At 59.7% G+C, this 19623-nt stretch carries 19 protein-coding genes and 1 pseudogene; 13 read left to right on the plus strand and 7 right to left on the minus strand.

Features of this window, described 5'->3' with window-relative positions:
- Positions 1 to 186 precede the first annotated feature (186 nt).
- Positions 187 to 1080: a sensor histidine kinase gene (locus BFQ03_RS04620; RefSeq protein ID WP_032862775.1), complete on the plus strand. Its 894-nt coding sequence runs from the start codon at positions 187 to 189 to the stop codon at positions 1078 to 1080.
- Positions 1077 to 1736, plus strand: coding sequence for a response regulator transcription factor (locus BFQ03_RS04625; RefSeq protein ID WP_032862776.1), 660 nt, complete (start codon positions 1077 to 1079; stop codon positions 1734 to 1736). The genes BFQ03_RS04620 and BFQ03_RS04625 overlap by 4 nt, the downstream gene beginning before the upstream one ends.
- Here the strand turns inward: BFQ03_RS04625 and yegS are convergent.
- The 3 genes and pseudogenes from yegS to moaB all read right to left on the minus strand — a co-directional run.
- Positions 1698 to 2622 (minus strand): annotated as a pseudogene (yegS, locus tag BFQ03_RS04630) (lipid kinase YegS); the annotation flags it as partial. The gene BFQ03_RS04625 and the pseudogene yegS sit on opposite strands and share 39 nt — an antisense overlap.
- A gap of 87 nt (positions 2623 to 2709) precedes the next feature.
- On the minus strand, positions 2710 to 3936 hold the full coding sequence (glp, locus tag BFQ03_RS04635) for a molybdopterin molybdotransferase MoeA (RefSeq protein WP_090291513.1): 1227 nt from the start codon (positions 3934 to 3936) through the stop codon (positions 2710 to 2712).
- On the minus strand, positions 3920 to 4459 hold the full coding sequence (gene moaB / locus BFQ03_RS04640; protein WP_029298095.1) for a molybdenum cofactor biosynthesis protein B: 540 nt from the start codon (positions 4457 to 4459) through the stop codon (positions 3920 to 3922). Before moaB ends, glp begins: the two co-directional genes overlap by 17 nt.
- A 76-nt stretch (positions 4460 to 4535) precedes the next feature.
- On the opposite strand from moaB, the gene mobA reads away from it, so the two are divergent.
- Together mobA and BFQ03_RS04650 are read left to right on the plus strand one after the other, a co-directional pair.
- The gene (gene mobA / locus BFQ03_RS04645; protein WP_032862781.1) at positions 4536 to 5138 is read left to right on the plus strand and encodes a molybdenum cofactor guanylyltransferase MobA; all 603 of its coding nucleotides are present in this window, start codon (positions 4536 to 4538) and stop codon (positions 5136 to 5138) included.
- An 80-nt stretch (positions 5139 to 5218) separates the two neighbouring features.
- Positions 5219 to 5440: a YgdI/YgdR family lipoprotein gene (locus tag BFQ03_RS04650; protein WP_029298091.1), complete on the plus strand. Its 222-nt coding sequence runs from the start codon at positions 5219 to 5221 to the stop codon at positions 5438 to 5440.
- Positions 5441 to 5508: 68 nt separating this feature from the next.
- On the opposite strand, the gene BFQ03_RS04655 is transcribed toward BFQ03_RS04650, so the two are convergent.
- From BFQ03_RS04655 to BFQ03_RS04665, 3 genes are all read right to left on the minus strand, one after another.
- Positions 5509 to 6399, minus strand: coding sequence for a pseudouridine synthase (locus BFQ03_RS04655; protein ID WP_032862782.1), 891 nt, complete (start codon positions 6397 to 6399; stop codon positions 5509 to 5511).
- A 49-nt stretch (positions 6400 to 6448) separates the two neighbouring features.
- A complete protein-coding gene (locus BFQ03_RS04660; protein ID WP_032862791.1) occupies positions 6449 to 6784 on the minus strand; it encodes a hypothetical protein in 336 nt (111 codons plus the stop codon).
- Between the two features lie 75 nt (positions 6785 to 6859).
- Positions 6860 to 7096, minus strand: a complete 237-nt coding sequence (locus BFQ03_RS04665; protein ID WP_032862783.1) for a glutaredoxin family protein — start codon at positions 7094 to 7096, stop codon at positions 6860 to 6862.
- Positions 7097 to 7250: 154 nt separating this feature from the next.
- Between BFQ03_RS04665 and BFQ03_RS04670 the strand changes: the two genes are divergently transcribed.
- Entirely contained in the window at positions 7251 to 8981 is a 1731-nt protein-coding gene (locus BFQ03_RS04670; RefSeq protein ID WP_065942576.1) for a cation:proton antiporter, read from the plus strand.
- Here BFQ03_RS04670 and BFQ03_RS04675 read toward each other — a convergent pair.
- Complete coding sequence (locus tag BFQ03_RS04675; protein WP_065942577.1) at positions 8968 to 10176, minus strand: ammonium transporter; 1209 nt, start codon at positions 10174 to 10176, stop codon at positions 8968 to 8970. The genes BFQ03_RS04670 and BFQ03_RS04675 overlap by 14 nt on opposite strands.
- A 354-nt stretch (positions 10177 to 10530) precedes the next feature.
- Here BFQ03_RS04675 and BFQ03_RS04680 point away from each other — a divergent pair, with 354 nt between their 5' ends.
- From BFQ03_RS04680 to BFQ03_RS04715, 8 genes are all read left to right on the plus strand, one after another.
- Positions 10531 to 10845, plus strand: coding sequence for an ElaB/YgaM/YqjD family protein (locus BFQ03_RS04680; protein ID WP_029298079.1), 315 nt, complete (start codon positions 10531 to 10533; stop codon positions 10843 to 10845).
- A 2-nt stretch (positions 10846 to 10847) separates the two neighbouring features.
- Positions 10848 to 11234, plus strand: a complete 387-nt coding sequence (locus tag BFQ03_RS04685; RefSeq protein ID WP_032862786.1) for a phage holin family protein — start codon at positions 10848 to 10850, stop codon at positions 11232 to 11234.
- The gene (locus tag BFQ03_RS04690) at positions 11231 to 11572 is read left to right on the plus strand and encodes a hypothetical protein (protein WP_032862787.1); all 342 of its coding nucleotides are present in this window, start codon (positions 11231 to 11233) and stop codon (positions 11570 to 11572) included. Before BFQ03_RS04685 ends, BFQ03_RS04690 begins: the two co-directional genes overlap by 4 nt.
- A gap of 94 nt (positions 11573 to 11666) precedes the next feature.
- Entirely contained in the window at positions 11667 to 12830 is a 1164-nt protein-coding gene (locus BFQ03_RS04695; protein WP_065942578.1) for an EAL domain-containing protein, read from the plus strand.
- Between the two features lie 72 nt (positions 12831 to 12902).
- Complete coding sequence (locus BFQ03_RS04700) at positions 12903 to 14234, plus strand: deoxyguanosinetriphosphate triphosphohydrolase (protein ID WP_032863012.1); 1332 nt, start codon at positions 12903 to 12905, stop codon at positions 14232 to 14234.
- Positions 14235 to 14480: 246 nt separating this feature from the next.
- Positions 14481 to 14882 (plus strand): response regulator, encoded by a 402-nt coding sequence (locus tag BFQ03_RS04705; RefSeq protein WP_032863013.1) that lies wholly within the window; start codon positions 14481 to 14483, stop codon positions 14880 to 14882.
- 353 nt (positions 14883 to 15235) lie between these two features.
- Positions 15236 to 15862 carry a response regulator transcription factor gene (locus tag BFQ03_RS04710; protein ID WP_032863015.1) on the plus strand — a complete coding sequence of 209 codons (627 nt, stop codon included), beginning with the start codon at positions 15236 to 15238 and terminating at the stop codon, positions 15860 to 15862.
- 8 nt (positions 15863 to 15870) lie between these two features.
- A complete protein-coding gene (locus BFQ03_RS04715) occupies positions 15871 to 19497 on the plus strand; it encodes a transporter substrate-binding domain-containing protein (protein ID WP_065942579.1) in 3627 nt (1208 codons plus the stop codon).
- The last annotated feature ends 126 nt before the right edge of the window (positions 19498 to 19623 follow it).

Genomic DNA, 19623 nt, shown 5'->3' on the forward strand with positions numbered 1-19623 from the left:
GTTCCAGGCGACCAGCGGTAATTGTTGATGGTACTATTGCCGCGTTCGAAGTGGCTGACCGGCATGCTGTAAAAACCCCGAGAACGCCTTCGAACTCTTATCAGACTCAATATGCTTTTCAAACAGAGCCCAGTCAGCGGTCGTGACCGGTCTACCCGCAGCGAACACCCATCGGCTCCATCTGCTATGTACACCAGCCCCAAGTCACTTATCGCCAGGTTCGGATCCCGAAGCAGTACTCGCTGGATCACGCTTGGCCTGTGCCTGTGCGCGACCCTTGTCAGCCTGTGGGTATATGCCCACCAGGCTCCGCTGCCGATACTCCTGCTACTGCTCAACCTGGCCATCCTGGCCGCCGTTGGCCTGCAGCGTTGGCGCTCGCGCAAGTCCATCAAGTTTCAACCCCAGGAATTGGCCGACCGCCTGTTGCAAGTCCAGGAAAACGAGCGCCATCGCCTCAGCCGCGAGCTGCATGACGATATCGGCCAACTGCTGACCGCCGCCAAGCTGCAAGGCGACTGGCTCCAGCGTCGCCTGCCGGCAGAGTTGCAGGAGCAGTGCACTGTGCTGTGTAACACCCTCAACGAAACCCTGGCCAAGGTGCGCGACGTCTCGGCCATTCTCAACCCCCGGCAGCTGGCCAGCCTGGGCCTGGAAGCAAGCCTGCGCGCGCACCTGCTCAAGACCCTGGAAAACACTCCTGTGCACTGGAGCCTGGAATGCCAGCAACGCCTGGCCGGGATTCCGGAAGAGATGGCGGTGGCGGCCTTTCGTATCACCCAGGAGGCCGTGACCAACATGCTGCGCCATGCCCAGGCACGCAACCTGCTGGTGCGCCTGCAACGCCTGCCCCAGGGGTTGTCGCTGTTTATCAGTGATGACGGCCAGGGATTCTCGCCCGCTACCGACCCCGGCCTGGAGGGGCAACGAGGCATGGCGGGCATGTCCGAGCGCATTGATCAACTGGGAGGCACGTTGTCTGTCAGGAGCCAACCCGGCTTCGGGACACGGATCGAGGCGCTTTTCCCCTGGGCGCCCCGCGCCCTCGAACGGGCCAGTCCGCCTAAGGTTTTAGAGTGACCTGCAATTTACTCCTGGTGGATGACCACGCACTGATCCGGGCCGGCGTGCGTGCACTGATCCTCGATATCCCCGGCTACGCCGTGATCGGCGAAGCCAATGATGGCGCGCAGGTGCTGGCACAATTTACTGCCTTGCAGCCCGATATCGTCCTGCTGGACCTGTCGATGAAACACACCAGCGGCCTGGATGCGTTGCAGCAACTCAAGCACGCCTACCCCAAGAGCAAAGTGCTGATCCTCTCGATGCACACCGACCCGCAATTGATCATGCGTGCCCTGGAGTCAGGCGCCCACGGCTACCTGCTCAAGGACACCACCGCCAACGAGCTGGAGCATGCGTTGCTGGCCCTGCGCAATAACGAGCGCTACCTGAGCCCGGCCATCGCGCACACGGTGATCAACCAGGCCTTGATCCACAGCCAGTCGCAAACCACGCAGCCGGTGCAGCGCCACAACCTGACCGCACGCCAATTGGAAATCCTGCGCTTGATCGTGCGCGGCAAGTCCACCCGGGAGATTGCCCACGGCCTGGGCCTGAGCATCAAGACCGTGGAAGCTCACCGCTCGCAAATCATGAAGCGCCTGCAGATTTTCGATGTCGCCGGCCTGGTGCTGTTTGCCGTGCGCGAGCAGATCATCAGCCTGGACGATTAGCCAGCAACGGTGAGTCCAACGGCAAGTGCACCTGCAGAGCCTTGGGCAAGGCACGAAAGTGCAGATCATTGCCTTTGAGCGGTTCGCCATCGAGGTTGATATCCAGCCCTTCGGCCACCTTGATTTCCACCCACGGCAGGCGTGCCCGCACAAACAGGTTGTCCAGGCCCCAGCCGTCGGTCATCAGGCTGCGCAAGGTGCCGACCACTTCCTGAGGCGCCGGCAGAATGCTGATATCCAGCAAACCATCATCGGCCAGCGCGCCCGGACACAGTTCATGCCCGCCACCGGCCTGGCGACCGTTACCGATCCCCAGCGCCAGCAACTCACCGCGCCAATGAAAGTCCGGCCCCACCAGTTCCCCGTAGGCCGCCCGCAACTCGCTGAAACGCGACAGGCCGGTAAACAGGTAGGCCGCGCCGCCCAGCACCTTTTTCAGATCCTCGGAGGTGTTGGCCGTGACCTGGCTGCCAAAGCCGCCGGTAGCCATGTTGAGGAAAACCTGCCCGCCCACTTCCCCCAGGTCAATGGCGTGCGGTGCAACGTCCAGCAGTTCCAGGGCCAGGCGCGGCTCCAGCGGCACACCGGCCGCACGGGCAAAATCATTGGCGGTGCCCAGGGGCATCAACACCAGGCTGGCGTCAGTCTTGGCGCGGGCCATGGCCTCGGCCACATCGCGCAACGTGCCGTCGCCGCCACCCGCGATCAGGCGTGTGTAACCGGCCTCCAGCGCCTCGCCCACCAGGCGCTGGGCATCGCCGCCCTCCCAGGTGACGCGAACCGCCAGCTCCCAGCCCTGCTCACGCTTACCTTGCACTGCCGCCCGCACGTCTTCATTGAGGGCTTGCTTGCCGTGCAGAATCAGCAGTGCCTTGGGTGTGCTCATGGGGTGAAGCTCCTATCGTTGCAGGGGACCTGAGGGATGTTGACCTTCGGCAAGCGGAAAAAAGCCATTGGGCTGTCAATTAATTCTTCAGCCCAGCAGTTCACTCAGGGGAATGAAGTTCACCCGGTCACCGATGGCCAATGTGGTGCCTTCCAGGACTTCTACCAAACCCTCGGCCCAGGCGGCACTGCGCAATACACCGGAACTCTGGTTCTGGTAGATCACCGCCCGCCCTTGCTCAAGGCGCCCGCGCAGGTATTCGCGACGATTGCCCGGTTTGGCCCAGACGAATCCCACCGGCACCTCGAAACGCAAGGGCTGCACCGCTTCGACACCCTGGCGGCGCAGCAGGTAGGGCCGTGCCAGCAGGGAGAACGTGACCAGGGTGGACGCCGGATTCCCCGGCAGACCGATCACCGGCACACCGCGAAAATGGCCGAATGTCAGCGGTTTACCAGGCTTGATCGCCAGCTTCCACAAGGCCAGCTCACCCTCCTCGCGTAGAGCGATACCGAGGAAGTCGGCCTCCCCCACCGAGACACCGCCGGTGGACAGAATCAAATCCACCGCACCCAGTGCGCCCAGGCGGGTACGGGTCAACTCCAGGTCATCGGGCAAGATACCGGCGTCGATCACCTCGCAGCCCAGGCGCTGCAACCAACTGCACAATACTCGGCGGTTACTGTTGTAGATCTGCCCCGGCCCCAACGGCAGGCCCGGCTCGATCAACTCGTCGCCCGTCGACAACACCGCCACACGCACGCGGCGCACCACAGGCAGTCGGTCGCGCCCCAAGGAGGCTGCCAGGCCCAGCTCAATCGGCCCCAGACGCGTGCCGGCAGCCAGGACTTCTTCACCGACAGTTGTCTCCTGGCCTTTGGGGCGGATGTTTTGCCCTAGGTGCAGCGCCTGGGTAAAGCTCACGCGCTGATCGGGCTGCACCTCGGCGTTTTCCTGCATTTCCACGCAGTCGGCCCCTTCGGGTACCGGGGCTCCGGTGAAAATCCGCGCACAGGTACCTGGCGCCAAGGGCTCAGGGGCCTGGCCGGCGAAGATGCGCTGGCTCACCACCAGCGGTTCCCCCGCCCAATCGGCCGTGCGCAAGGCGTAGCCATCCATGGCACTGTTGGGCCAGGGCGGCAGGTCGAGGGTGGACACCAGCGCCTCGGCCAGCACGCGCCCGTCGCACTCGGCCAAGGGCAGGTGTTCCTGCTCACGGATCGGCGCAGCCTCGGCCATGCTCAACAGCCGCTCAAGGGCCTCTTCTACGGGCATCAACGCACCGGTTTTGCCGGGCTTATCCACGAGATTCACACGGTTCGGCGAGCTTGAGGTGCGGCACGAAATTGCACGGGCGATGGCGCGCATCCAACTGTTCGGCGAGGATCCCGTCCCAACCGGTACGCACCGCATTGGTGGAGCCCGGCAGGCAGCACACCAGGGTGCCATTGGCCAGGCCGGCCAAGGCGCGGGACTGTACGGTGGAGGTGCCGATATCGGCGACCGATATCTGCCGGAACAGCTCGCCAAACCCGTCCACTTGCTTGTCCAGCAAGCAACTGACGGCTTCCGGGGTGCTGTCGCGACCAGTGAAGCCGGTGCCGCCAGTGATCAGTACCACTTGCACCACATCCTCGGCGATCCAGTGCGCCACTTGCGCACGGATTTTGTAGAGGTCATCTTTGAGCAGTACCCGTTCGGCCAGGCGATGGCCCGCCGCGAGCAGGCGGTCGACGAAGACCTGCCCGGAGGTGTCGGTTTCCAGGGTACGGGTGTCGCTGACGGTCAGTACAGCGATGTTCAGAGGTACGAAAGGCGCATCAGCCTTGGCTTTCATGGCTCGGTCCGGTTGTCGAAGGAACAGCCCGATGTTATATCACAGCCCCCTATTTCACTGCCCCTGCGGAGCCGTCATGCCATTCAATTCTTCGCCCCTGCCCTGCTCGATTCTGTTGTTGGCCGGCGGTCGCGGCCAGCGCATGGGCGGGCTGGACAAGGGCCTGCTCGACTGGCACGGGCAACCACTGATTGCCCATCTGCACCAGTTGGTGCGGCCGTTGACCGACGACCTGATCATCTCCTGCAACCGCAATCAGGCGCAGTACGCCCCCTATGGCGACCAGTTGGTCAGTGACGACAGTGCAGACTTCCCCGGCCCCTTGGCCGGCATCCGCGCCGGGCTGACTGCCGCACGCCATGAGCACTTACTGGTGTTGCCCTGTGATGTGCCGCACATCGATGGGCAACTGCTGGCCGACCTGCTCGAAACCGCACGGCAACACCCACAGGTGCCGGTGATGATCCGCCACGGCGCGTTCTGGGAACCTTTGCTCTGCGTCATACCGACGCATCTGCGCGAGGCGGTAGAAAACGCCTGGCTGGCTGCAGAGCGCAGCCCGCGCCAGATCCTGCTGAAACTGGGGGCACAGGCGCTCGATTGCGCAGAAAACGACCCACGCCTGGCCAACCTCAATACGCCAGAGTTGTTGCACCCACGCCCTAGCGTGTCAGAATGAGCGCTAGACAAGGAACTTTGCCGACGTTGCACACGTCACAAGGTCAGAACTCAATACAGCATTACTTTCGGAGAAGACTCATGACCCAACGGACCATCGCCGCTCTCATGCTTGCACTGGGCCTTGCTACCCTCGCCGGTTGCGCCTCGCCAACAGTGATCACCCTGAATGACGGTCGCGAAATCCAGGCTGTCGATACCCCTAAATTCGATCAGGATTCGGGCTTCTACGAATTCGAACAACTGGATGGCAAGCGCACCCGCATCAACAAGGATCAGGTTCGCACCGTTAAAGACCTGTAAGTCTTAACGCCAGATACAACAAAGCCCGCTTTTGAGCGGGCTTTGTTGTATCTGGCGTGTGGCAAACATCACCACTCAAGCTTGATCCTGCTGCTGAAACTGCGCTCCTCGCCCGTCACCGGGTCGATAAACCGTACACCCTGGGCCAGCAACTTGAGCGGGTTGGCGTAATCATCCACGGCATCCTTGATAACCTGGGGGTAAAACGGATCATTGCAGATACTCGCACCCAGCGCCGTCATATGCACGCGCAGTTGATGCTTCTTGCCCGTCACCGGAAACAGGCCATAGCGCCACAGGTCGCCGTTCTTCTCACGCACCTGCACTGCCGTTTCCGTGTTGCTCACACCGGGCCCTTCCTGCATGCGGAAAAACGGTTCGCCATCGACCAGACGGCTCTTGTGGACTAACGGAAATGTCAGCCCAGGCAAGGCCGGTGCAATGGCTTCGTAGAATTTATCGATCTGACGGGTGGGGAACAGTTGCTGATACGCCGAGCGGCTTTGTGGGTTGGCAGAGAACAGCACCAGCCCAGCGGTATGGCGATCGATCCGATGCAGCGGTACCAGTGACGGGTTATCCAGGCGGCGGATCAAGCGGCGCAGCAGCGTCTGCTCGACGTATTCGCCGGCGGGAGTGACGGGCAGGAAATGCGGTTTGTCGGCCACCACCAGATGCTCATCGGCGTACAGGATGGTCTCCTGCACCGGGATCGGTTTTTCATCCGGCACTTCGCGAAAGTAGTGGATGCGCAAGCCTTCCTTGTAGGCCAGGTCCACGCCTATGGGCTGGCCATTGCCATCCAGCACCCGACCACGGGCAATACGGTCCAGCCACTGCTCACGGCCGATGGCACGAAAGTGCCCGCACAGACAATCGAGCACCGTCGCCCAAGAGCCAGGTGGCAGGTACAACGTACTGGCTTGGTTCTGGGCCGCGGAAAAACCGGTATCGGACATGCACACACTCAAGACTTGAAAAACCAAGGGGGCATTATCCCCCAAATTCTCAAGCCTTGACCAACTCGGCCCGCAGTACCGGCGAGGCACTGGCCGCCTCGGTGAACTCCTTGAGCCAGCGCAGTACATCCACTGCCTCCCAGCGGCCAGGGTCATAGAGTGCATACAGCAAACCCTGGTAACCCACCACATCCAGTTGCTTGTGATAGCCGGCTCGCTGGAACAGCGCCTCGATTTCGGCAAAGCAGGTATTGAAATGCACTTTGTTGAACGGCGTCTTGCCTTCCGTGACCAGGCCATCGAGCCGCAGCTCATTCACAGCATCGCGCACAATATCGACGGACATGCGGTTGACGCTGCTTTTCAATTGTTCAACATTCACCACGGGCATTCCCTCTCACTCAATCGCTGTACAAACATACAGTAACCGAATAATCGGCAACCTGCCATGGGATTAGCGCTAACGTAGAAAGGCAACCACTTGCTCAGTGTCGAAAGGCCAATCCAGTTCCGCCCCGGTATCTACCCGGCGCAGCACCGGAATCCTTAGGCCATAGGCTTCGAACAGGGTTTCGGATTCACTGATATCCATCAGCTCAACCAACAGTCCGTGTTCGACCAACGGCATGATTTCTTCTTCGGCAAGCTCGCAAAGGTGGCAGGCCAAGGTGCCGAACAGCTGGCATTCAGGAGGCATGATGAACAGACCCGATAGAAAACAGGCGTTCATTCTAGGCCGTCGGAAAAACCTCGCCAAGTCACGACAAACACCTGATCCAGATCACCATGGCCTATAACTGATTCAGCGATTCTCGCGGCTTTTTTCCCGCAACACCCCGACGGAGATGTCTGTGTTTGCCAACCTGCTGATCATTCTTGCCTCATCCCTGGTGGTCATTGCGCTGTTTCGCCGGCTGCAGCTGCCGCCGGTGCTCGGCTACCTGTGCGTGGGCCTGGCCGTCGGGCCAACGGCCCTGGACTGGGTCAATGACAGCGAAGACCTGCCAGACCTCGCCGAACTGGGGGTGGTATTCCTGCTGTTTTCCCTGGGCCTGGAGTTTTCCCTGTCCAAGATGCTCACCCTGCGCCGGGTGGTGTTTGGCCTGGGCAGCCTGCAGGTACTGTGCTGCTCGGTATTGCTGGGCGGGTTGCTGCTGTTGATAGGCATGTCGCCGGTGGCCGCGTTGCTGCTAGGGGCCGGTCTGGCCCTGTCATCGACTGCCATTGTGAGCAAGGAGCTGACCAGCCTGGGGGAGATTTTCAGCAGTCATGGGCAGAATGCGATTGGCGTGCTGCTGTTCCAGGACGTGGTCGCGGTACTGTTGCTGACCCTGGTACCGGTGTTCGCCGGTAGCAGCGAACAAGCCTGGTACTGGGCGCTGCCCCTGACCCTGGGCAAGACCGTGGTGCTGTTTCTCGGCCTGCTGCTCGCCAGCCGCTGGCTGTTGCCGCGCCTGTTTCACGAAGTGGCCGCCTCACATTCGGCGGAGCTGTTCGTGCTGCTGGCCCTGGTGATCGTGCTGCTTACGGCCTGGCTGACGCACCTGCTGGGCCTGTCGCCAGCCCTCGGCGCATTCCTGGCGGGCATGTTGCTGGGGGAAAGTCATTACCGGCACCAGATCGAAGCAGATATCCGGCCGTTTCGCGACATCCTGCTGGGGCTGTTTTTTGTCAGTATCGGCATGCTGATCGACCTGCAACTGTTCATCAGTCACAGCCTGCAAATCCTCGGGTTGACCCTCGCGCTGATGCTGATCAAGGGTTGCGTCGTTGCCGCACTGGTCAAGCTGCGCGGCAGCGACAGCGAAACCGCCTGGCGCAGCGGCCTGGCCCTGGCCCAGGGTGGTGAATTCTGCTTTGCATTGATGGCGCAGATGCAACTGAGCAATATGCTGCCAGGCAAAATCAGCAGCCTGCTGCTGGCAGCGACATTCTGCTCCATGCTGCTGACGCCCTTGCTGCTGCGGGCCGCGCCCGCTATCGCGCTGCGCCTGCATCGCAAGCCCAACCAGCAAGTGCAACTGGAAGCAATCACCGCGCTCAACGCCGAACTGCGCGGGCACGTGCTGATCTGCGGCTATGGCCGCGTTGGTCAATCCATCGGGCGTTTCCTGCGCCGTGAACAACAGGCGTTCATTGCCCTGGACGATGACCCCGAGCGCGTACAGGAAGCCGCCACCGAGGACAGCAGCGTGCATTATGGCGATTGCCGACGCGGCGCCTTGCTCAGCGCGGTCGGCCTGGAGCGCGCGCGCCTGGTGGTGATTGCCGTGGACAATGCAGATGTAGCCCTGGTGGTGCTCAAGGAAGCGCGGCGGATCAACCACAAGGTGCCGATCCTGGTGCGCACCCGCGACGACAGCCAACTGACCGAACTGAAGGCTGCCGGAGCCAGCGAGGTGGTGCCCGAGTTGCTGGAGTCGAGCCTGATGCTCGCGTCACACGCGCTGATCATGCTCGGCCAGCCTGACCAACAGGTGCGCGAGCGGGTCGACGAAGTGCGGCGCAACCGTTACCGCTTGCTTCACGGTTTCTACCAGCACACCGACGACAGCCGGCAGGCGCCGATCAATCCTGACTGACCGCACCAATCTTATGGATCGACAAGTCCGCGCCGTAGTACTCCTCTTCCTGACTCAAGCGCAGGCCGCAGATGCGCTTGAGCACGCCATACACCAGCAACCCGCCAGCCAAGGCCACCACCACCCCCAGGCCGGTGCCGATCAACTGGCTGATCAGGCTCACGCCGCCCAGCCCACCCAAGGCGCTCTGCCCGAAAATCCCGCAGGCAATCCCGCCCCACACACCGCACAAGCCATGCAGCGGCCAGACACCCAGCACATCATCGATCTTCCAACGCGCCTGGGCGGCGATAAAGCACCAGACGAACAAGCCACCGGCCACCACGCCGGTGATCAATGCGCCCACCGGGTGCATCAGGTCGGAACCGGCGCAAATCGCCACCAACCCGGCCAACGGACCATTGTGCAAGAAGCCCGGGTCATTACGCCCGATCACCAGCGCCGCCACGGTACCGCCCACCATCGCCATCAGCGAGTTGACCGCCACCAGCCCGCTCACACCGGAAAGGGTCTGCGCACTCATCACGTTGAAACCGAACCAGCCGACGATCAATATCCACGAGCCCAGCGCCAGGAACGGGATGCTCGAAGGCGCGAACGCCACCAGGCGTCCATCGCGATATCGTCCCTGGCGCGGGCCCAGCAGCAGCACCGCAGCCAACGCCAGCCACCCGCCCATGGCGTGGACCACTACGGAACCGGCAAAGTCATGGAACGTCGCGCCAAAGGTCGCCAGCAACCAGGCTTGCAGACCGAAGTTGCCGTTCCACACCATGCCCTCGAAAAACGGGTAGATGAACGCCACGATCAACGCCGTAGCGCACAGCTGTGGAGCAAAGCGTGCACGTTCGGCAATGCCTCCGGAGATGATCGCCGGGATGGCAGCCGCGAAGGTCAGCAGGAAAAAGAACTTCACCAGGCCATAGCCATGGTCGGCACTGAGCACTGCGGCCGGCTGCATAAAGCTGACCCCATAGGAGATCCAATAGCCTATAAAGAAATAGGCCAGGGTCGAGACCGCAAAATCACTGAGGATTTTCGACAACGCGTTGACTTGGTTCTTCTGCCGCACCGTACCGACTTCCAGAAACGCGAAGCCGGCATGCATCGCCAGGACCATTACCGCGCCAATCAGAATAAACAGCGTATTGGAGCTGTGGACCAGGGTGTCCACCGCGCTTTGCACATTTTCCATGGGAATTGGCAGGCCTGCAGTTCAGGAAAAAGCACCAAATCAGTTCATTGCCAACGGTCGCGCACTAAATTGGCACCACGCGTTCCACCCTTCTTGAGAGGGTTTGAACCGCTTTGGCGCGACGACAGATGAAGAAGGCAGTGACTTGTGGGTTTTTCCACGGGTTTTAGTGATTTAGGGTAAGGTTTTTCAAGGCTTTTGCCGAAACCGCCCACATTGCGCGCAAGCCTTGCGGCTCGCGCACCAAGGCAAAGCAAAAGCTGTACCAGACAATTGCAGTGAACCTTCACCGATACCGGCGACTCTCAACCAAAACCCTGCAAAAGCATCAGACAGCCACTCACGGAGTTAACCATGGCCAGAAAAACGGCAAAGACTGCTCAAGAAATACTGATGGAAGATTTCCAGACCCTGGTCAGCGATACCGAAAAGCTGCTGGACGACACCGCGATTCTGGCCGGTGACCAGGCTGATGAACTGCGTTCGAAAATCCACGACAGCCTGCTGCAGGCCCGGGAAACCCTGAAGTTGACTGAAGACTCCTTGCGCGAACGCGGCAAGGCGGCAGTCACCGCCACCGAAGACTACGTACAGGCCAACCCTTGGCAGTCCGTGGGTATCGCGGCCGGCGTGGGCTTTCTGATCGGCCTGCTGGCTACAAGGCGCTAATCATGTCTAATGGCGAAACCGGCTCGTCCACGGGCCCAAGCTCCACCTCGCGGCGCCTCGGCGCGGCTGTCCTGGGCTTGCTGCACAGCCATGTCGAGCTGTTCGGCATCGAGTTGCAGGAACAGAAGGCACGCACTGTCAGCCTGCTGCTGTTTGCCGGCCTGGCGCTGGTGTTTGCCCTGTTGCTGCTGGTGGGGTTATCGGCGCTGGTCATGATCCTGGTCTGGGATACCTATCGCCTGACCGGGATCATCAGCCTATGCGTGTTTTATGTACTCGCCGCAGCGTTCTGCGGGCTGCGCTTGAAGGCCGCGGTATTCGATGAGTCCACGCCTTTCCACGCCACCCTCGAAGAGCTGGCCAACGACCGGGAGCGCCTGCTGCCATGAGCCTGACTGAACTGCCGCAAACCAACTCCCGACGGGAAATGCGCAAGGCACTGATCCGCCTGCGCATGGAAATGCACCGCCAGGAAATTCGCCACGAATCCCAGCAATTGCTGCTGCCCCTGCATAAGGTGCGCAACATGGGCCAGAGCTGGCAGGACGGGTTCGGTATCAAGCATGCGCCGCTGTGGGGCGTCGCGGCGGTGACCCTGCTGGGGTTTTTCACCGGTAAAGGCGCCAAGAGTGGCGGAATCGGCACCATGACCCGTCTGGTACGACTCGGTGCAGGACTGATCCCCTTGATCAAGCTCGCCATGCAGAGTGCCGCCCGCAAGCCCTGACGCAACTGGCTGCATTCTTGCAAATGGATCAGGCCCGGTGCCCTCTCTGTAGGGGCCGGGCCTTTTTCATACCGAAGCATCCTAAGGAGGCTCTGTGATTGACGGGCAACCGCTCGCCTTTTTCCAACCGTTTATCGACACCGCCACCGGCCGTATTGCCGGGGTGGAAGCACTAGGCCGCCTGCAACAGACAGACGGGCAATTGCTGTCGGTCGGCCCGTTGTTCGCCGATGCCCGTACGCCTACCTCGGCGTTGCGCCGCCTGGACCGCAAGATCCGTGACAATGCCCTGAGCCGCCTGCATGAAGCACCTGAAGACTGGTTCCTGAGCCTCAATATCTCCCCCCGCTGGATCACCCTGCTGCGACCGGGCCAACCGCTGCCCAGCCTGAAACAGTTGCAGGCCCATGACATCGATCCAAAACGCATTGTGTTTGAGATCACCGAACTGGGAGGTGACAGCCAGCGCCTGGCTGAAGTCGTCGCACGCTACCGTCAGGCCGGTGCACGGATTGCCATTGATGATTTTGGTGCCGGGTATTCGCAACTGGATCGGGTCCTGGCCTTGCGCCCGGATATCCTCAAGCTGGATATGCGCCTGTTCCAGGCTGCGGCCCTGGGAGGCCCAAGCAGTGAGGTGGTACGCGCCCTGGCCCAAATGGCGGAAAAAACCGGGTGCTGGATCATTGCCGAAGGTGTGGAAACCGAAGCGCAACTGAACTTTGCCCTTGAATGTGGCGCGCGCTATGTCCAAGGCTACCTGTTTGCCCAGGCGCAACTGAACTGGTTCGCAGCCGATGCCTTCGTCTCGCGTTTCGCCGTGCTGCGCCAGGCATATGTGCAGCAGAAACTGGCAGAGCGCGGGCGAATCATGCTGCTGCGCCAGCAACTGATCGAGTTGATGCAGATCCTGCAAGGCTGGGTGCTGGCCCAGGAGCCGCTCAATCAACTGCCATGGTTGCCGGGTTTCCCCAGGCTGCTGCGGTTCTATCAGTGCGATCGCCACGGCACCCAACTGACTCCCAACTTCGAGTGGCGCCAGGATGCCTGGCAAGCGGACGGCCGCTATCTGGGTCACAACTGGTCGTGGCGCCCCTATTTCTATCACCTGCTGGCCGAAGGTTGGGAAGAACGCCGCGTGATTCTCTCCACCACCTACCGCGATGCCACAACCAATCAATACTGCCTGACAGCAGGACAATTCTTCGATAACGGTCAGCGCTTGCTGCTAATCGATATTGACGCCGCCGGCCTGTAGTTTTTCGCTTGCTCCGGGCACGCCGAACCGGGAAGCTTGGGGTCGACATTCATCCCACGGAGAGCCCTCGCCTTGGATTGGCCTACCCTGCTTACCCGCGAACGCCTTGGAAAACCCCTGCACAGCCCGGAAGAGCTGGGTCGCAGCCCATTTCACAAAGACCATGACCGGATCATCTTCTCCGGGGCCTTTCGTCGCCTGGGTCGCAAGACCCAGGTCCACCCGGTGACCAGCAACGATCATATCCATACCCGGCTGACCCACTCGCTGGAAGTCAGTTGCGTCGGGCGCTCCCTGGGCATGCGCGTCGGCGAGACCATCCGCAGCGCCCTGCCCGACTGGTGCGACCCCAGTGACCTGGGGATGGTCGTGCAATCGGCCTGCCTGGCCCACGACATCGGCAACCCACCGTTCGGCCATTCCGGCGAAGATGCGATTCGCCACTGGTTCCAGCAGGCTGCCGGCCGTGGCTGGCTGGATGATATGAGCGGCGCCGAGCGCAATGACTTCCTCAACTTCGAAGGCAATGCGCAAGGGTTCCGCGTCCTGACGCAATTGGAATACCACCAGTTCGACGGCGGCACGCGCCTGACCTACGCCACCCTGGGTACTTACCTGAAGTACCCATGGACCGCCCGTCACGCCGACTCCCTGGGCTACAAGAAACACAAGTTCGGCTGCTACCAGAGCGAGCTGCCGATCCTTGAGCAGATCGCCCAGAAGCTTGGCCTGCCCCAACTTGAGGAACAACGCTGGGCGCGCCACCCGCTGGTCTACCTGATGGAAGCGGCCGACGATATCTGCTACGCCCTGATCGATCTTGAAGATGGCCTGGAAATGGACTTGCTGGAGTACGCCGAGGTCGAATCATTGCTGCTGAACCTGGTAGGCGATGACCTGCCGGAAACCTACCGGCAGTTGGGGCCCCTGGACTCCAGGCGACGCAAACTCGCGATCCTACGCGGCAAGGCGATCGAGCACCTGACCAACGCCGCCGCGCGGGCGTTCGTCGAGCAACAACCCGCGCTGCTGGCCGGGACCCTGCAAGGGGATCTGGTGGAGCATATGCATGGCCCGGCCAAACGCTGTGTACTGAATGCCAAGGACATGGCGCGCAAGAAAATCTTCCAGGACAAACGCAAGACCCTGCATGAGATCGGCGCCTACACCACCCTGGAGATCCTCCTGAACACCTTCTGTGGCGCAGCCCTGGAACAACATGGCGGCCGCACCCCATCCTTCAAGAATCGGCGCGTCCTGGATTTACTGGGTAATAGCGCCCCCCATCCTGATTGGTCGCTGCATCGCTCGTTTCTGCGCATGATCGACTTCATCGCCGGCATGACCGATAGCTACGCCAGCGAAATGGCCCGCGAGATGACTGGACGTTCGCACCCTCAGTGACCCGTGACCCAGGCAGGTTTTCCTGCCTGGGTGCTTGCCTCAAAGAATTGACCTACACAGGCTCCAGAGCGGCCTGATCGAATTCGCCCCAACACCCGATGAATAATCACCCCTCTCTGATCCACCCCAGCGATCAGCTCCTACATTCACGCAAACCTTCGATCGCCCAGCGCCTGGTTCACTGGGCAAATCGTCATTGGCACTGGCTGGTATTTTCCGGCTTTAGCTACGTCCACGGAACTTCCTATGCCCGAACGACAATTGCGCATCCTGTTGGTGGAAGATCATCCTTTTCAACTCCTGGCCCTTCAGTGCCTGCTCAAAAGTTTCGGCTTCAATCAACTGACACCTGCCGAGAATGCCGAGCAGGCGATCAAGTTGATGAGAACAACCGAAGTCCCCTTCGATGTGATGTTATGTGATCAATGCCTGCCCGACCTTACCGGGTTGGAGCTGGTGGAGATAGCCAGCCATGCAGGCTTTGTCAAAAGTGCTGTATTGCTAAGTGGACTACCCGCCCTCGAACTGGAACATCTGAAAACCTTAGCAATACAACGTGACTTGCGTCTGCTTGGATACTTGGCTAAGCCCTTGAACAAAGAAGCCTGGATCGAGTTGATCAGCCAATCAGGGCTTGCCTACGATTAAAAAGTACTGTTTTGCACTTGACCACAAATTGCCTGACAAACCTGAAGTGCTCCACGACACCAACACCCTGTTGATTGCTCAGGTATTTTTCAACATTTAACGTAGGATACTAAACGCTCACACAAATGAAATGTCACCTCTATTCAGCCTGCAAACAACACCGCACAACTTTAAAACCTTTCACCCAAGAAACTCTTACAGCGCAGCCAACAAAGCCTTAGCGCATCGTAGTCCAACACCTTTTTATGCGTAGGAATTTTCCTGTTTTATATCTGCTCAGCCTTCCCTTCATGCTCCTACCCCACCTTCTGAGCTACTGTGCGCGCTTATTTGCACTAGTATGGAATTGGCTCATGAATACAGTCTTTATTATTGACGACCACCCGGTTATTCGACTTGCAATCAGAATGTTGCTGGAACATGAAGGTTACAAAGTAGTGGGTGAAACAGATAACGGTTGTGATGCAATACAAATGGTCCGCGAATGTCTTCCAGACCTCATCATACTTGATATCAGCATTCCAAAACTCGACGGTCTGGAGGTTCTCTGCAGGTTCAATGCCATGAGCACCCCAATGAAAACCCTGATTCTGACAGCCCAGTCCCCGACACTTTTTGCCACACGCTGCATGCGTTCAGGTGCCGATGGTTATGTCTGTAAAGAAGGCGACCTAAGTGAGTTGTTAAGTGCCATCAGGGCCGTACTTTCAGGTTACAACTATTTTCCAAGTCAGGCATTGAACACCAATGGCACCGAGCTCGGCGAAAACGAAGAATTAAATCTTTTCAAATCAGTCAACGACCGAGAGCTTATGGTCTTACAACTTTTTGCGCAAGGCCGTACAAACAAGGAAATTGCCAAAGGCATGTTTCTCAGCAACAAAACTGTCAGCACTTATAAAAAACGACTGATGCAAAAACTCAAGGCCAAGTCTTTGGTAGAGCTTATCGAGATGGCAAAACGCAACGCGTTAGTGTGAGAAACAGGATGCCAAGGCGTTTAAAGGACTATCTAATCATTTTGAGTGCCGGACTGTGCTTGAGTACAGCCGTGCCAGCCACTCAAACCGCTCCAGAACGCTACTCACTGCTGAGTCGTGCCGGCATCGTTCAGTTGGACACTCAACTGAACCACACGCAGCGCCAATGGCTACAGAACAAACGCGAACTGGTGCTGGGAACCTCGACACCCGACTACCCCCCCTTCGACATCACCGCCAGCGGTCATGACTATGAAGGTATTACTGCAGATTACGCAGGCATCCTGGCCAAAGCCCTGGCATTACCCGTGACGGTGATGCGCTACCCGTCACGGGAGGCAGCCATCCAGGCGCTGAAAGACGGGAAAATCGATTTACTGGGTAGCGCCAACGGTTTTGAAGCGAACAACGCCGAGATCGTCCTGTCAACGCCCTACGCGGTCGACCAACCCGTACTGGTCACCCGTGACGCAGAAACCCGCCCGCTCAATGACGGGCTGGCGGGCATGCGCTTGAGCCTTGTCTACCACTACCTGCCGTTGAAGGAAGTCAAAGCGCTTTACCCCAATGCGATCATCCAGGTCTATCCGTCCTATTTGAATGCGCTGAACGCCGTGGCCTTCGACCAGGCCGATGTGTTTCTCGGCGATACCATTTCCACCCATTACATGATCAACAAGGGCTACCTGAAGAACATCCGCATGGCCAATTTCGGCAAGCACGAAGCGTACGGCTTCAGCTTCGCCGTACACCGCGACCAGCAAACCCTATTGGGCATCGTCGATACGGTCCTCACGGGCATCGGTACCTACGAGCGAGAAAACATCGCCAAACGCTGGAGTGCAGGCAGCGCTATCCTGCTGACCGACCACAAGTTGCAGTTGAGCCAACGTGAAGAGCGCTGGCTCAAGGACCACCCGGTGGTGAAAGTGGTCATCAACGAAACCTTCGCCCCCTTGACGTTCGTCGATTCAGACGGCCAGATGCGGGGCATGACCGCCGACCTGCTGGAGTTGATCCGGCTGCGTACGGGCTTGCGCCTGGAGTTCCAGCACACCCGCAACGTCAACCAAATGATCGAGCAGGTCGAAAATGGCAGCGCGGACATCATTGCCGCCATCAGCCCAAGCCCCGAACGCGAAGCCAGGCTCAACTTCAGCCGGCCCTACCTGCAGAACTCCTACGTGCTGCTGACACGCAAGGAGCCTGGAGCCCCCTCAAGCCTTGAGCAACTGGCAGGAAAGAAACTGGCGATCACCGAGGGCAACCCCTTGGTGGATTATCTGCGTCGGAATTTTTCGCAGATCACCCTGGTGCAGGCCAGCGATACCTTCAAGGCCTCAGAAATGCTGGCCCAGGGGCATGTAGACGGGGCCGTCAACTCTTTGGTGGTCGCCAACTATTTCCTCTCATCACACTTTTTCCAAGGCCAATTGCAGATCAGTTCGAGTATCGGCACGCAACTGGCGTCTTTTTCCCTGGCCACGTCACGCAACGCCACCGAACTGGCCTCCATTCTTGACAAGGCCCTGCTCAGCATCGCGCCGGATGAACTTGGCGTGATCAACAACCGCTGGCGTGGCTACACAGCCGCATCCGATAGCTATTGGCGCAACTACCACCGCCTGATCATCCAGATCATCAGCGCCGCCGGGCTACTGCTGCTCACGTCACTGGCCTGGAACGGCTACATGCGCAGGCAGATCAAGCATCGGCAGATGGCAGAGCGAGCCCTCAGCGATCAATACGAATTCATGCGCGCCCTGGTCAATGAAACCCCTCACCCGATCTACGTGCGTGATCGCAACGGTTTGCTACAGACCTGCAATGACAGTTACTTGCAGGTCTTTGGCGTCAAGCGCGAAGAGGTCATCGGTAAGAGTGTCATACAGAGCAGCCTGGCCAACGAAGCCCAAGCCAAGCAGTACCATGCCGACTATCTGCGGGTGGTGGCCGAAGGCAAGCCGCTGATCCTTGACCGCCCGTTGCATATTCACGAGCAACACCTGACGATCTATCACTGGATCCTGCCGTACCGTAACTCCGTCGGTGAAGTCCAGGGCATCATCGGCGGCTGGATCGACATCAGCGAACGTCGCCAATTGTTCGATGACCTGCGCGCCGCCAAGGATCGCGCCGATGAGGCCAACCGCGCAAAAAGCACGTTCCTGGCGACCATGAGCCATGAGATCCGCACGCCCATGAACGCGGTGATCGGCATGCTGGAGCTGACCCTCAAGCGCGCCGACCACGGGCACCTGGATCGTCCGGCCATCGAGGTCGCCTACAATTCGGCCAAGGATCTACTGGAGTTGATTGGCGATATCCTCGACATCGCGCGCATCGAATCGGGCCGTCTGAGCCTGGCGCCGGAACGCGTCAACCTGCGGGAACTGATCGAGTCAGTCGTGCGTGTGTTCGATGGCCTGGCCCGCCAGAAGAATCTCAACCTGTTACTGGAGTTCAATCCCGGCGTCGAAGAACGCGACGTGCAGATCGATCCCCTGCGCTTCAAACAGGTCTTGTCCAACCTGGTAAGTAATGCCATCAAGTTCACCGAGCAGGGTGAGGTGAAGATCAAGGTGGATATCCAGCCCACCGGGCAGCCACAACAGATCCAGATGAAACTGGTGGTCGAGGACACCGGTATCGGTATCAGCCGGGATGATCAGCAACGCCTGTTCGAACCTTTTTCCCAGGCCGACAATTCCGGGCATCTGGCCAGGAGCGGCGCCGGTCTTGGGCTGGTGATCTGTCGCAGCCTGTGCGAGATGATGGGCGGGCAACTGACCCTGAGCAGCGTAGCCAGCGTCGGTACCCAGGTGTTTGTCTCGCTGCAGATGACCAGCCTGCCACCGGCCTACCCGCTGATAGAACTCAAGCCCGCGGCACAGGATGCTGCAGCGGTGTTGAATGTGCTGGTGGTGGACGACCATCCGGCAAACCGCTTGCTTATGTGCCAGCAATTGGGTTTCCTCGGGCATCGCTTCACCGCAGTCCAACATGGCGCAGCGGGCTTCCAGGCCTGGCGCCAGGAACATTTCGACCTGATCATCGCCGACTGCAATATGCCAGTCATGAACGGCTATGAACTGGCCCGCTCGATCCGTGAACAGGAGCAACGGGAGAACATCACCCCCTGCATCATCCTGGGCTTCACCGCCAATGCCCAGCCGGAGGAAAAACAGCGCTGCCGGGATGCAGGCATGAATGACTGCCTGTTCAAGCCCATCAGCCTTACGACGCTGGAACGCCACCTGGCCGAGATCACCCCGCTGTCGCCAGCGCGGATTTTCGATCTCGAAAGCCTGAACGCCCTCACCGGCGGTGATCCACTGTTAAGCCAGCGTCTATTGGAAGAACTGCTGAGCAGTAGCCGTCGTGATCGCGAGGAACTCATGGCATTGCTCGTACAAGGCGCTCACCAGGACCTGATCGACCAGGCCCACAAGATCAAGGGCGCTGCCAGGATCGTCCAGGCCCGTGCACTGGCCGAGCAATGCGAGAGGCTGGAACAGGCTAGCGAGGATACTGACCAGGAGCAGGTCGACACCTGGGTCAAGGCCATCGAGAAAGCCATGCTCGACCTTGAGCAGGTGCTGCAACAACAGTTGGACAGCCTGCCACCACACTGATTGAACGCTCATCCACTGTAGGAGCGAGCTTACTCGCGAAGGACGTCAACGATAACCCAGGCTTGCTGAATAAACGCGGCGTTATCAAGCTCTTCGCGATCAAGCTCGCGCCTACCAAAAGGCTTA

This window comes from Pseudomonas sp. 25 R 14 (assembly GCF_900004755.1).
In the GTDB taxonomy this organism is placed as follows: Bacteria; Pseudomonadota; Gammaproteobacteria; order Pseudomonadales; family Pseudomonadaceae; genus Aquipseudomonas; species Aquipseudomonas brenneri.

Bases quoted from the DNA above. Each gene is read 5' to 3' on its own strand.
- BFQ03_RS04620 (WP_032862775.1), top strand. From the start codon at position 187: ATGTACACCAGCCCCAAGTCACTTATCGCCAGGTTCGGATCCCGAAGC.
- moaB (WP_029298095.1), bottom strand. From the start codon at position 4,459: ATGAAAGCCAAGGCTGATGCGCCTTTCGTACCTCTGAACATCGCTGTA.
- mobA (WP_032862781.1), top strand. From the start codon at position 4,536: ATGCCATTCAATTCTTCGCCCCTGCCCTGCTCGATTCTGTTGTTGGCC.
- BFQ03_RS04650 (WP_029298091.1), top strand. From the start codon at position 5,219: ATGACCCAACGGACCATCGCCGCTCTCATGCTTGCACTGGGCCTTGCT.
- BFQ03_RS04655 (WP_032862782.1), bottom strand. From the start codon at position 6,399: ATGTCCGATACCGGTTTTTCCGCGGCCCAGAACCAAGCCAGTACGTTG.
- BFQ03_RS04665 (WP_032862783.1), bottom strand. From the start codon at position 7,096: ATGCCTCCTGAATGCCAGCTGTTCGGCACCTTGGCCTGCCACCTTTGC.
- BFQ03_RS04675 (WP_065942577.1), bottom strand. From the start codon at position 10,176: ATGGAAAATGTGCAAAGCGCGGTGGACACCCTGGTCCACAGCTCCAAT.
- BFQ03_RS04680 (WP_029298079.1), top strand. From the start codon at position 10,531: ATGGCCAGAAAAACGGCAAAGACTGCTCAAGAAATACTGATGGAAGAT.
- BFQ03_RS04685 (WP_032862786.1), top strand. From the start codon at position 10,848: ATGTCTAATGGCGAAACCGGCTCGTCCACGGGCCCAAGCTCCACCTCG.
- BFQ03_RS04690 (WP_032862787.1), top strand. From the start codon at position 11,231: ATGAGCCTGACTGAACTGCCGCAAACCAACTCCCGACGGGAAATGCGC.
- BFQ03_RS04705 (WP_032863013.1), top strand. From the start codon at position 14,481: ATGCCCGAACGACAATTGCGCATCCTGTTGGTGGAAGATCATCCTTTT.
- BFQ03_RS04710 (WP_032863015.1), top strand. From the start codon at position 15,236: ATGAATACAGTCTTTATTATTGACGACCACCCGGTTATTCGACTTGCA.
- BFQ03_RS04715 (WP_065942579.1), top strand. From the start codon at position 15,871: ATGCCAAGGCGTTTAAAGGACTATCTAATCATTTTGAGTGCCGGACTG.